This window comes from Sphingomonas leidyi (assembly GCF_011761945.1).
In the GTDB taxonomy this organism is placed as follows: Bacteria; Pseudomonadota; Alphaproteobacteria; order Sphingomonadales; family Sphingomonadaceae; genus Sphingomonas; species Sphingomonas leidyi.
Genome location: NZ_JAASQV010000001.1, coordinates 1273560 through 1285793 on the forward strand (window position 1 = coordinate 1273560; position 12234 = coordinate 1285793).

Here is a 12234-nt window from a genome sequence, read left to right on the forward strand (position 1 = left end):
TCACCCCCCAGTTGGGTCTGCATGATTGTTCTAGTTGAGCGATGCAGACCGTCGTCAATTCCCCCGATCCGAGCGAAACTTGTCACGGAAGGCTTGTCGATCCCGGAGCGCGGCGCGAAGATCATCGGCCGTCGCCTTGTCTTTCCCGGCGAGAATTGCGTCCTTCACGACCGCGTCGGCTGCTCGGACCAATTCACCCTGACTAAGGCCTTCGACAAGCGGGTTCAGGGTTCCCCAGCCACGCGCGCCGAGTTTGAATCTGCCCAAGCGCCTCTCCACGAGCGCCCGCGCGCCTGCTGCGTCGGGGGTGGAATATTCGACAACTTCGTCGAAGCGGCGGGCGAGCGCCTTGTCGAGGATCTCCGAATGGTTCGTCGCCGCGATCACGAGGCTGTCGGTGGAGTTGGGCTCCTCCATGAACGCAAGGACAGAGTTGAGGACGCGGCGGACCTCGCCGATGTCGTTGGGATCACCGCGCCGCGCGCCGATCGCGTCGAACTCGTCAAGAAGATAGACGGCCCGGGTCTGGGCGATCTGGTCGAACAGCAAGCGCAGTTTTCCCGCGGTTTCGCCGAAGAAGCGACTAAACAGCGCCTCGAGCCGCACTGTGAACAGCGGAAGGTGGAGTTCGCCGGCTAGCGCCGAGGCGGTCATTGTTTTCCCGGTTCCGGGTGGCCCCACTAGGAGCAAATGGGTTGCCGGCACTTGACCATGCTCGCGCAGCACCGCGCGGTCGCGCTGCTGCCGGACCACGCGGTCGAGACGCGCGCGAACGTCGTCGGCAAGCACCATGCTGTCGAGTTTCGTCTTAGGATAGGCGCTCTCGACAAGCCCCTGCAATTCCCCACGCGGACGGGCGAGAGGAATAGCGGCCTGGCCCTTGGGTGTGCCCGACGCGAGGCGTTCTCGGGTGGTCTGAACGAGGCGTTTGAGCGCGTCGGCATCGTCCTTGTTGCCCTGACGGGCTTGCTGCGCGGCTATCTGCAACGCAATCGACAGGAATTGCTCGTCATCTCCGTCCAGGCGGGATTGGAGCAGCGCGACGATCTGCTTGGTAGACATCAACACTCCTCCTTTCCAGTTCTAAACGCGTACAGAATGAGAACCTTCATGACAACGAGATGATGCGCTGAGGTCGTTTATCACCTGTATCGATCAGCCGGCCTTTTAACATAACACTCTGTCCGTCGTAGCTGGCTAGGCCGAAAGTGCGTCTGCTTCCAGGCAAACCACTAGGTCGTGGTGACATTTTAGGGATTCACGGGATTGAGGATTTCTGATTCAACGCTGGCTTTTGGAGGCTGGTGTGGAAGGCGAGGTTCTCAGGGACGATCAGTGGGAGCGGCTGCGGGATTTCGTACCTGGCAGTCGCAAGGGGCGACGGGGCCCGCGTAGCGACGGCCGGCGTTTTCTGGATGCGTTGCTTTGGTTGGCGCGTTCGGGTGGGCGCTGGCGCGATCTGCCGGAGAAGTTCGGCCCCTATCAAACCGCCAAGCGGCGCTATTACCGCTGGGTCGAGCAAGGCGTGATCGACCGGATATTCGAGGCCGTGTCGGATGATCCCGATATCGAGTGGCTGGCGATCGACGCGACCGTGATCCGCGCTCAGGCCCAAGCGGCCGGGGCACGGGTAAAAAGGGGGGCACTCAAGCCCAGGCTCTCGGGCGATCCAGAGGCGGGTTCGGCACCAAAATCCATGCCGTAGTCGATGCCCTCGGCTTGCCGATCCGCTTCATTCTCGGCCCCGGCCAGCAAAATGACATGGCACCCGCCTGCGATCTGATCCGCAGTATCCCCGCTGACAAGGTTCTGGCTGATCGCGCCTACGACGCGGACAGATTGCACGACCTGATCTACGAGCAAGGCGGCGAACCGGTCATCCCGCCCCGCCGCCATCGCAAATATCAGCACCGCTATGATCGCATCGCCTACAAGCAGCGGTGGGGCATCGAGGGGTTCTTCGCCAAGCTCAAGCAATGGCGTCGCATCGCCACACGCTACGACAAAATCGCCGCAAACTTCCTCGGCTTCGTCAAACTCGCCAGCATCATGCTATGGCTCAAATAACTAAAATGTCACCACAGCCTAGAGCGATGAAATGACCCGCCGATTCGTAATCTGAAAGCCGGGGGAGGCGCCGATCCAGAGCAGGAGGAGATCATACATCACTGATATTTTTGGATATTTTGGCGCGCCCGAAAGAATTTTAACCTCTGGCCGCTGCCTTCGGAGAGAGATGATCGCCGGTCACACTACGGTTCCGAAGGCTAAATTCCCGTCCTCGGCATTTAGCGCGAGGCGAGAATTGCTACGAACGCTTGCGCCAGACGAGCCTGGAGCAGGCATCAAACCGATTACGTAGCGATTACGTAGCACCAAAGGCTGGCCGCGTAATCGGCGTAATCGCCGGCCCCGGCGGGGCTAAGTTGCTGATTCTTCAAGGAAATATGGTGGACGCACTTGGGCTCGAACCAAGGACCCGCTGATTAAGAGTCAGCTGCTCTACCAACTGAGCTATGCGTCCATTCCGGCTTGTTTCGGCGCTCTTGGTGGGTGCGCCTCCGCAGTGGAGGGGCGCCTTTAGCGTCGCGCTTCGCGGCTTGTAAAGCCCCAATCACAAAAAAATCACCAGCGCTGCACGCGACGGCTCTGGCGGTCGATCGAGAGCAGGATTCCGAAGCAGATCATGAAGGTCATCACGGCCGTGCCGCCGAAGCTGATCAGCGGCAGCGGCACGCCCACCACCGGCGCCAGGCCCATCACCATCGCCATGTTGATCGCGCAGTAATAGAAGATGGTGGCGGAAAGGCCCGCCGCCGTCAGCCGCGCGAAGCGGCTCTGCGCGCGCATGCTCACGCCGATCCCCCAGCGGATCAGGATGCCGAAGCCGACGATCAGGAAGAAGCCGCCCATCAGGCCCCATTCCTCCATCATCGTCGCCAGCGCGAAGTCGGTATGCCCCTCGGGCAGATAGTCGAGATGGCTCTGGGTGCCTTGCAGGAAGCCCTTGCCGAACACGCCGCCCGATCCGATCGCCACCTTGGACTGGCTGATGTGATAGCCGGTGCCCAGCGGATCGCTCTCGGGATCGAGGAAGATCAGCACGCGGTTGCGCTGATAGTCGTGCAGGACGAAGTTCACCGCCAGCGGCGCCGCCACCGCCAGCGCCAGCGCGCCGCCGATGAACAGCCGCAGCGGGATGCCGGCCAGGAACATGATCGTCACCCCGCCCGCGGTGATCATCAGTGCCGTGCCGAGGTCGGGCTGGAGCATGACGAGGCCGGCCGGGATGCCGATCAGCACGCAGGCGGGCCAGATCGCCCCGAACTTCCGGATCTCGCCCGCCGGCAATATCTCGTAGAAACGGGCCATCGCCATCACGATCACCGGCTTCATCAGCTCGGAGGGCTGCAACCGGATGAAACCGAGGTCGAGCCATCGCTGGCTGCCGCCCGCCACCGCGCCGAGCAGTTCCACGCCGACCAGCATCACCACGATGACGATGTACATGGGGAAGGCGCCCAGTGCCCAGAAGCTCTCCGGCACGCGCGAGAGGCCGATTGCCATGGCGAGGAAGACGAAGAAGCGCAGGCCCTGGTTGAACGCCCAGGGCGTCATGCTGCCGCTCGCGGCCGAATAGAGCACGACCAGCCCGAACATGCCGATCGCCACCACCAGCCCGATGATTCGCCAGGGCAGCTGCGCCAGCGGCCCGGGAACGATGCCCGAGGGGCCGAGGCCCGAGGATTGGAGCGTGGCCATCAGTCTGCCTCCACGCTGCCGCGTTCGGCCGCGCTGCTGTCGATCGTGTTGCTGGTCGTGGCGTTGGCGGCTTCGGAAGCGACGGTGCTCGCCGCCTCGGCCGCGTCCTCGGGCGCTTCGGGCGGCGGCGCGCTCTGCGCCGCCTTGAAGGCCTTGGCCTGCTCGGCCATCCGGGTGCGATAGTCGCCGCCCCAGGTCGGTTCCTCGCGGTGCAGCGATTCCATCGCGCGCTTCCGGTCGAACAGGAAGGTCATGATGTCGCGGCCGATCATCGGCGTGTCGAGGTTGCGGATGGTGTGGCCGTTATGCTCGAGCACGATGCCGGCGGCATATTTCGGGTTCTCGGCCGGAGCGAAGCAGACGAGCAGCGCGTGGTCGCGCAGCTTGAAGGGCAGCGAGGCGTTCTTGAGCACGCCCGATGCACGCTCTGCCATGGTGATGCGGCGGACCTGCGCGGTGCCGGTCTTGCCGGCCAGCGTGATGCCGGGAACCTGGATCCGCGCTGCGCCGCCGGTGCCGCCCGAATTGATCACGCCGAACATCGCGTCGCGGATGATTGCCAGCTGCTCGGGCGTGGAGGCGAGGGGCGGGGCATCCTGGTGCGGGGCGTCGGCGAGCAGCCGCGGGACGAGCTGGCGCCCGGAAGCGAGCCGGCTCGCCATCACCGCCAGCTGCAGCGGATTGGCCAGCACATAGCCCTGGCCGATCGAGGCGTTGAGCGAATCGGCGACGGTCCATTGCTGCTTGTAGCGCTTCAGCTTCCAGGCGCTGTCGGGCACGGTGCCGAAGCGCTGGGTGGAGAAGGGCAGATCGAACTTCTGCCCCAGGCCGAGCGCGCGCGCCATCGGGGCCACCGCGTCATAGCCTACGCGGCGCACCATCTCGTAGAAATAGATGTCGCAGCTCTGCATGATGGCATGCTTGAGGTCGAGCGCGCCATGGCCCCCGCGCTTGTGGCAGTGGAACACGCCGTTGCCCACGCGCAGCGCACCCGAGCACACCACCCGGGCATTGGGATCGACGCCGGCATGCATCAGCGCCAGCCCGTTCATCGGCTTCACCGTGGAGCCCGGCGGATAGAGGCCCTGCAGCACCTTGTTCATCAAGGGCACATGGTCGTCCTCGCTCAGCATCTTCCACTCGTTGCGGCTGATGCCGTCGGAGAAGCTGTTGGGATCGTAGGCGGGCATCGAGACCATGGCGAGGATGTCGCCGTTGCTCACGTCGATCACCACCGCCGAGCCGGAATTGGTGCCCAGGCGCCGCGCGACATATTCCTGGAGCAGCGCGTCGATGGTGAGCTTCACCGTCTCGCCCGGCTGGTCGGGCCGGGTGGCGAGTTCCTTGACCAGGCGGCCATGCGCCGTCACCTCGACGCGCTTGGCACCCGGCGTGCCGCGCAGGCGATCCTCCAGCGTCTTCTCCAGCCCGTCCTTGCCCAGCTTGAAGCCGGGGGCGACGAGCAGCGGGTCCTTTTCCTTCTGATATTGCTCGGCCGAAGCGGTGCCGACATAGCCGACGAGATGCGCGACGCCGGCGGCCAGCGGATAGTTGCGCGAGAAGCCGCGGGTGGGCTGCACGCCGGGCATCTCCGGCACGCGCACGCTCACTGCGGCGAAGCGCTCCCAGTCGAGATTGTCGGAGACCTGCACCGGCTGGAAGCCCGCCGCCCGCTTCAGATCGGTGCGGATGCGCGACATTTCCTCTTCGGAGAGGCTCAGGATCTGCTGGAGCATGCCCAGCGTCTTCTCCTTGTCCTCCATCCGGTCGGGGATCATGTCGACGCGGAACGCAGTGCGATTGTTGGCGATCGGAATGCCGCTGCGGTCGACGATCCAGCCCCGCCGCGGCGGCGTGAGCGTCAGGCGGACGCGGTTGCTCTCGGCGGTCAGCCGGTAGCGCTCGTTCTCGAACACGGCCAGCCAGGTCATCCGCCCGGCCAGCACCAGCGCGGCCGCGCCCTGGATCCCGCCGAGCACCAGCGCGCGGCGGGAGAAACTGTAAGCCTGCGCTGCTTCGGTGATCCGGGCCATTATTGTCGCTTCTTATCCCGATCGAGCCACGCACAGAACCGGGCAACCACGGGGAACAGCGCCGCCGAGATGAGGATCTGGATGAGCAGCGCCGTATCGACATGGGCAGTGAAGGGAGCCGCCACCAGCCGCCCGCCGATCAGCACGAAGGCGATCGCGCCGCCGGCGATCAGCCAGTCCTGCCAGAAGTCTCGCCACACGAGCCGCGTATCGAGCACGTCCACCATCAGCACCGCGGCCGACCAGAGCAGCATCGCGCTGCCTAGGGGCTGGCCGCTCAGCATGTCGTCGAAAAAGCCCAGTGGGACGGGCATCCACACCTTCATCGAATCGCCGCGCATCAGCCGCCAGGCGAGCAGCATCATCAGCCCGAAGGGCGGCAGGAACGGCACCGTGGCCACCACCGGCAGCAAGGTCGTCATCGACCCCAGCACCACCGAGAGCGGCGCCAGCCAGATGCTGCGCGGCATCTTCTCGCTGCGGCCGAGGGGAATATAGTCGGTCACCGCTATTTCTTCCCGGCCTTTGGCTTTGCGCTGGGCGAGGGCTTGGGGGACGGTGTGGGCGTGGGGTCAGGCAGGAACGTCGCCTGGACGAGCGCGAAATCGAGCGCGTCGGGATTGGCCGAAGGCTGGGCCACCGCGATGTCGCGCGAAGTGCGGATCACGCGCGCGACGGGGATGTTCGGCGAGAAGATGCCGCCGGTGCCCGACGTGACGAAGGTGTCGCCCGGCTGGAAGATCATCGTCGCCACGCTCGCCGAGCGGATGTCGAGCAGCCCGTCGCCGCGCCCGGTGGCGATCGCGGGCAGGCCGTCGCGGGTACGGCGCACGGGGACGATGCTCTCCGGATCGACGATCAGGAGCACGCGCGCGGTATTGGGGCTGGTCTCCACCACCTGGCCGATCAGCCCGTCGGGCTGGCGCACCGGCTGGCCGGCCTTCACGCCCTGCCAGCCGCCCGCGTTGAGCGTGGCATAGCGCCGGGTGCTGCCCATCGAACTGGCCACCAGCCGCGCCACCACCACGGCATCGGTGGAGACGTCGTGCAGCTTGAGCATCTCGCGCAGGTGCCGGTTTTCCTGGTTGAGCGTGCGCGCGCGCTCGACGAGCAGTTCATTGTCGGCGATCTGCTTCTTGAGCCGCGCATTCTCGCCGCGCACATTCACATAGCTGGAGACGCCTTCGGGCACGCCGGCGACGCTGGTGCGCACCCAGGTGAAGGCGGAGGCGACGGGCGTGGTGATCTCCGAGAAGAAACCCCGCACCGCGCCGAAGGCCGGCGGATTGAATATCGAAAGCAGCAAGAGGCCCGCCGCGACCAGCATTCCGCCGACCAGCCCCACATAACCGAGGAAGAGCCCGTATTGCGCCCGCCGCGAAAACCCCGGGCGCCGGTTGCGTGGCGGCGCCATACCCCTTTGCTCCGATTAGACCGAGATGAGGACGCCGCGGAACACCGGATCTTCCAGCGCGCGCCCGGTGCCGAGCGCCACGCAGGTCAGCGGGTCCTCGGCGATCGTGACGGGCAGGCCGGTCTCGTCGCGCAGCACTTCGTCGATTCCCTGGAGCAGCGCGCCGCCGCCGGTGAGGACGATGCCCTGGTCGACGATGTCCGCGGCCAGTTCCGGCGCGGTGTTCTCGAGCGCGATGCGCACGCCCTCGACGATCGTGCCCACCGGTTCCGACAGCGCTTCCGCGATCTGGCCCTGGTTGATCTGGATTTCCTTGGGCACGCCGTTGACGAGGTCGCGGCCCTTGATGTGGATCGTCTGGCCGATGCCGTCCGCCGGCGGCTTGGCGACGCCGACTTCCTGCTTGATCCGCTCGGCCGTGGCTTCGCCGATCAGCAGGTTGTGGTTGCGGCGGACATAGCTGACGATCGACTCGTCCATCTTGTCGCCGCCGACGCGGACCGAGGTGGAATAGGCGAGACCGCGCAGCGAGAGCACCGCGACTTCGGTGGTGCCGCCGCCGATATCGACCACCATCGAGCCGATCGGCTCGGTCACCGGCATGTCGGCGCCGATCGCGGCCGCCATCGGCTCCTCGATCAGCCACACCTGCGAGGCGCCGGCGTTCGACGCGGCGTCGCGGATCGCGCGGCGCTCGACCGAGGTGGAGCCCGAGGGCACGCAGATCACGATCTGGGGCCAGCGCATGAAGCGCCGCTGGCCGTGCACCTTGCGGATGAAGTGCTTGATCATTTCCTCGGCGATGTCGATGTCGGCGATCACGCCGTCGCGCAGCGGGCGGATCGCCTCGATGCTGCCCGGGGTCTTGCCCATCATCAGCTTGGCGTCGTCGCCGACCGCCTTGACGCGCTTGACGCCGTTGAGCGTCTCGACCGCCACCACCGACGGTTCGTTGAGGACGACGCCGCGGCCGCGGAGGTACACCACCGTGTTCGCGGTGCCGAGGTCGATCGCCATGTCGTGGGACATGAAATTGAACAAGCGGGGAAATGCCATCTATGTTTCCGTCCTGCCGGGCGGGCGCCCGCCGCCGGCTAATCGCACAAAATATCTAGTCCGGGACCTTTCCGGGACGGACTGAAGAATCCGGCCTGGTTGCCATGCGGTTGGGGTCGCGGGATGCCGCCGCTTGGGCTAGAGCAACGACCATGTCAATACGCCGTCTGCCCGAACACCTTGTCAACCGAATTGCAGCGGGAGAAGTGGTCGAACGCCCCGCCAGCGCGCTGAAAGAACTGGTCGAAAACGCAATCGACGCCGGCGCCGCCCGGATTGCCGTCAAACTGGCCGGCGGCGGCACCGACCTGATCGAAGTCACCGACGATGGCTGCGGCATGTCGCCACCCGAAATGGCGCTCGCGCTGGAGCGCCACGCCACCTCCAAGCTGCCCGACGACGAGATCGACCAGGTCACCACCCTCGGCTTTCGCGGCGAGGCATTGCCTTCGATCGCCAGCGTGGCGCGGATGACGCTGGAAAGCCGGGTGCGCGGCGCCGAGGGCTGGAGCCGGGTGGTCGACAATGGCGTGCTCGTCTCCGAAGGCCCGGCCGCATTGCCGCCGGGCACCCGCGTGCGAGTCGAGGCGCTGTTCGGCCGGGTGCCGGCGCGCCGCAAGTTCCTTCGCTCGCCCCGCGCCGAATATGCCGCCAGCCTCGACGTGATGAAGCGCCTCGCCATGGCGCGGCCCGACATTGCCTTCTCGGTCGAGCATGACGGGCGCAAGGCGCTGCAGGTGCAGGGCGGCGAGACGGGGCCGGAGCGCGTCGCCGGGCTTACCGATCGCGCGCTCGCCGAGAACAGCGTTGCGGTGGATTTCGAGCGCGAGGGGATCACCCTTGGCGGCGTCGCCGGCCTGCCGACCTTCAATCGCGGCGTGGCCGATCACCAATATCTGTTCGTCAACGGCCGCCCGGTGAAGGACCGCCTGCTCATCGGCGCGCTCCGCGGCGCCTATGCCGAGATGCTGGCGCGCGACCGCCATCCGGTGGTCGCCCTGTTCCTCGACGTGCCGCCCGACCAGGTCGATGTGAACGTCCACCCGGCCAAGACCGAGGTCCGCTTCCGCGACCCGGCCTTGGTGCGCGGGATGATCGTCTCCGGTCTGCGCCGCGCGCTCGACGAGGCGGGCCATCGCAGCGCCCAGCGGCCGAGCGAGGCGGCCCTGGGGATGTGGACGAGCGAGGCCAGTGCTCCGGTGGCTCCTGCGCCGCGGCTCTGGGACGCCGAGCCCGGCTTCACGCCGGCGCCGCAATATGACCCGGCGCCGACCTATGGCTATGCGAGCGTCCAGGACCGTCGCCCGGGCTTCTCGGCCCCGCCGCCCCTCGCTCGCGCCGAGCCGGCGCTCGCGCCCGTCCCGCAAGGCATCCAGCATCCGCTCGGCGTGGCGCGCGGCCAGGTCGCCAAGACCTATATCGTCGCCGAGGCCGAGGACGGCCTAGTCCTGGTCGACCAGCATGCCGCGCACGAGCGGCTCGTCCTGGAGCGGATGCGGCGCGCCATGTCCGAAGGCGGCGTGGCGTCGCAGGGGCTGCTCGTTCCGGAAGTCGTGGAACTGGACGAGCCCGGCTGCGACCGGCTCGAGGCCCGCGCCGGCGAGCTTTCCGAGTTCGGCCTGGATCTCGAGCGCTTCGGCCCCCGGGCGATGCTGGTCCGCGCGGTGCCCGCCGCGCTCGGCAAGGGCGACGTCCACGCGCTGGTGACCGATCTCGCCGATGAGCTGGCCAGCTTCGACGAGGCGCTCAGCCTGAAGGAAAGGCTCGACCATGTCGCCGCGACCATGGCCTGCCACGGCTCGGTGCGGGCAGGGCGGGTGCTGTCGGTCGCCGAGATGAACGCGCTGCTCCGCGAGATGGAAGTCACGCCGCATTCCGGCCAGTGCAACCATGGCCGCCCGACCTGGGTGAAGCTGGCGCATGGCGATATCGAGAAGCTGTTCGGGCGGAAGTGAGGGGCGACCTGGATTGGAAATTTGATCAGGCACCGAACGTTGCATGCATTACCTGCAAATCAGTGATCGCGGGCGAGCCTGTTCTCGTGGTCATTCACTATGAGGACGATCATTCCCCGCATGTGGGAGGACTAGCGCCGCACCCTCCCGAAATGCCAGGCGCAATAGCTCCCCAGCACCAGCCATCCCGCGATCACCGGCCAGATGCCGTAGGTCCGCAGCGAATAGCTGAGCAGCGCCGAGATCCCGATCAGCAGGTTCGCCGAGCCCCAGTAGAAGTTCATCAGCGGGGTCGAGAGCCCCACGCCGCGCGGGCGGGAGAAGGGCGTGGGGAAGGGCTCCCCGCGCAGGCCCGCAGCGAGGTGGGGGATCGCGTTGCAGAGCAGCGCCCCGGCGAGGAACAGCACCAGATAAGCCATCGAGGCACGATCCTTCACCGATAAGGGAGCGGCTGGCAATGCGCCTCAGCGCCTGGTCGTCGCCGGCATCCGAAAAACCTGGCCGCCGCGCGCCCTGGCCCAGTCCGGCACCACCGGCGAGCCGTCGGCGGTGCCGCTGAAATCGACCACGCAGATGCTGCCGAAGCGGCGATGCGCGCCGCAGCCGACGCCGGCGAAGCGGAAATCCGACTGGAACAGCAGCGCGCGATGCCCCCTGCCGCGCACGCCGTCATCGACGATCAGGCTGCGGACGACCGCACCCGCGTCGCCGCTGCCATACCAGATGCCTTCGCCGACATAGATGTCGCCGCCACGCTGCCGCACGCGTTCGCCGGGCGTGCGCCCGTCGCGTGAGGCATGGCCGCTGCCGCCGGTGGCGCCCTGCTCGTCGGCATGGTCCTGCGCCGCCAGCGCCAGCAGTTCGGCGCGGCCGAGCGGCGGCAGTGGTTCCTGGCGTTCGAGGAAGTCGATCGCCTCGTCGACTGCGGCGATCCCCTCATTGGTTATCACGCCGTTGCTGTCGCCGGGCAGGAACAGCACTCGGCCGTCGAAGAATTCGCGATATTCCCGCAGCATCTCGGCATATTCGCGTGGATTCTCGCGCGCGCGGTTGATCTCGGCGAGCACGTCGCGCTCGAGACGCGAGACATTGGCGGCACGTTCGCCGGCAGAGGCGGCGCTGCTGGCCAGCAACAGGGCGCACGCGCCGAGCGCGGCAGTCCAACGGCTCTTGGCAATCACGATCGGGCTCCCCCCGGAGCCGGCCGGGCCCCGCGCCCGTCCGTTATGTCACGGATAGCGGCATCCGCTTAACCGCCTGAGAAGGCAAGCGGATATTCGGGAGTTAACCTTAGGGACGGCCATCGGGCCGCCGGCCTAGATCGGCGACGCACATCACGCGATAGCCCTTGTGCGGCCCACAGGCGATGCCGGCATAGCGCATTTCGGCGGCGAACAATGTCCTGCGATGCCCGCGACCGGGCACCGCATCGTCGACGATCAGCTGGCGCACCACCTCGACTGCGCTGGGCGGGCCATAGGTGATCACCTCGGCCACATAGTCGCCGCCGCCGCGGCGTTGCACGCGGGCGCGTGGATTGCCGCCATCGGCCGAGATATGCCCCGTGCGGCCGCTCGGTCCCTGTTCGCGGACATGGTCGCGCGCCGCGCGGGCGAGCAGCGCGGATGGTTCGATCGGCTCCAGCGGAGGCTGGCGCTCGAGGAAGCGGATCGCCTCGTCCACTGCGCGCGTGCCCTCGGCGGTGCGCAGTCCATCCGGATTGCCGGGATAGCGGACGATCCTGCCCCTGAAGAACTTGCGATAGTCGCGGAGCCGCTCGGCATAGTCGCGCGGCCGGGTGCGCGCGAAATTGATCTCGGTCAGCACCGCCGCCTCCAGGCCGGCCTGGGGCGGCATGGCGATCGCCAGGGCGAGGGGCAGGAAAGGTGGCATCGTGCCCCTATAGGCCAGATCCGGGTGAACGCGTTCCGAACAAAAGATTAACGCCCGCTGCAACCTTGCCTGGCGAGGCTCGTTCTATACGGTGAACAACAGGCAAGGTTCTGATCGATAT

11 protein-coding genes and 1 tRNA gene are annotated in these 12234 nt (G+C 66.8%); 2 read left to right on the forward strand and 10 right to left on the reverse strand.

Features of this window, described 5'->3' with window-relative positions; genetic code table 11:
• Nucleotides 1–54: 54 nt before the first annotated feature.
• Nucleotides 55–1062: an AAA family ATPase gene (locus FHR20_RS06155; RefSeq protein WP_167298690.1), complete on the reverse strand. Its 1008-nt coding sequence runs from the start codon at nt 1060–1062 to the stop codon at nt 55–57.
• A 244-nt stretch (nt 1063–1306) separates the two neighbouring features.
• On the opposite strand from FHR20_RS06155, the gene FHR20_RS06160 reads away from it, so the two are divergent.
• Nucleotides 1307–2067, forward strand: a protein-coding gene (locus FHR20_RS06160; RefSeq protein WP_167298691.1) for an IS5 family transposase whose coding sequence is annotated in 2 segments (ribosomal slippage) — nt 1307–1631 and nt 1631–2067 — 762 coding nt in all. Because the reading frame shifts where the segments join, the coding sequence is not laid out codon by codon here.
• 381 nt (nt 2068–2448) lie between these two features.
• Here FHR20_RS06160 and FHR20_RS06165 read toward each other — a convergent pair.
• The 6 genes from FHR20_RS06165 to FHR20_RS06190 all read right to left on the reverse strand — a co-directional run bounded on the left by FHR20_RS06165 (nt 2449) and on the right by FHR20_RS06190 (nt 8265).
• A tRNA-Lys gene (locus FHR20_RS06165) sits at nt 2449–2524 on the reverse strand.
• Between the two features lie 101 nt (nt 2525–2625).
• Nucleotides 2626–3762: a rod shape-determining protein RodA gene (rodA, locus tag FHR20_RS06170; protein ID WP_167298692.1), complete on the reverse strand. Its 1137-nt coding sequence runs from the start codon at nt 3760–3762 to the stop codon at nt 2626–2628.
• Nucleotides 3762–5795: a penicillin-binding protein 2 gene (gene mrdA / locus FHR20_RS06175; protein ID WP_167298693.1), complete on the reverse strand. Its 2034-nt coding sequence runs from the start codon at nt 5793–5795 to the stop codon at nt 3762–3764. The genes rodA and mrdA overlap by 1 nt, the downstream gene beginning before the upstream one ends.
• Nucleotides 5795–6301, reverse strand: coding sequence for a rod shape-determining protein MreD (gene mreD / locus FHR20_RS06180; protein WP_256924136.1), 507 nt, complete (start codon nt 6299–6301; stop codon nt 5795–5797). The genes mrdA and mreD overlap by 1 nt, the downstream gene beginning before the upstream one ends.
• Nucleotides 6302–6303: 2 nt before the next feature.
• Nucleotides 6304–7209, reverse strand: a complete 906-nt coding sequence (locus tag FHR20_RS06185) for a rod shape-determining protein MreC (RefSeq protein WP_167298694.1) — start codon at nt 7207–7209, stop codon at nt 6304–6306.
• Between the two features lie 15 nt (nt 7210–7224).
• A complete protein-coding gene (locus FHR20_RS06190) occupies nt 7225–8265 on the reverse strand; it encodes a rod shape-determining protein (protein WP_086129461.1) in 1041 nt (346 codons plus the stop codon).
• Between the two features lie 152 nt (nt 8266–8417).
• On the opposite strand from FHR20_RS06190, the gene mutL reads away from it, so the two are divergent.
• Entirely contained in the window at nt 8418–10220 is a 1803-nt protein-coding gene (gene mutL / locus FHR20_RS06195; RefSeq protein ID WP_167298695.1) for a DNA mismatch repair endonuclease MutL, read from the forward strand.
• A gap of 131 nt (nt 10221–10351) precedes the next feature.
• Here mutL and FHR20_RS06200 read toward each other — a convergent pair whose 3' ends face one another.
• The 3 genes from FHR20_RS06200 to FHR20_RS06210 form a co-directional block, all read right to left on the reverse strand.
• A complete protein-coding gene (locus FHR20_RS06200; RefSeq protein WP_167298696.1) occupies nt 10352–10639 on the reverse strand; it encodes a hypothetical protein in 288 nt (95 codons plus the stop codon).
• 45 nt (nt 10640–10684) lie between these two features.
• Entirely contained in the window at nt 10685–11401 is a 717-nt protein-coding gene (locus FHR20_RS06205) for a CAP domain-containing protein (RefSeq protein WP_167298697.1), read from the reverse strand.
• A gap of 109 nt (nt 11402–11510) precedes the next feature.
• Complete coding sequence (locus FHR20_RS06210) at nt 11511–12113, reverse strand: CAP domain-containing protein (protein ID WP_167298698.1); 603 nt, start codon at nt 12111–12113, stop codon at nt 11511–11513.
• Nucleotides 12114–12234 lie beyond the last annotated feature (121 nt).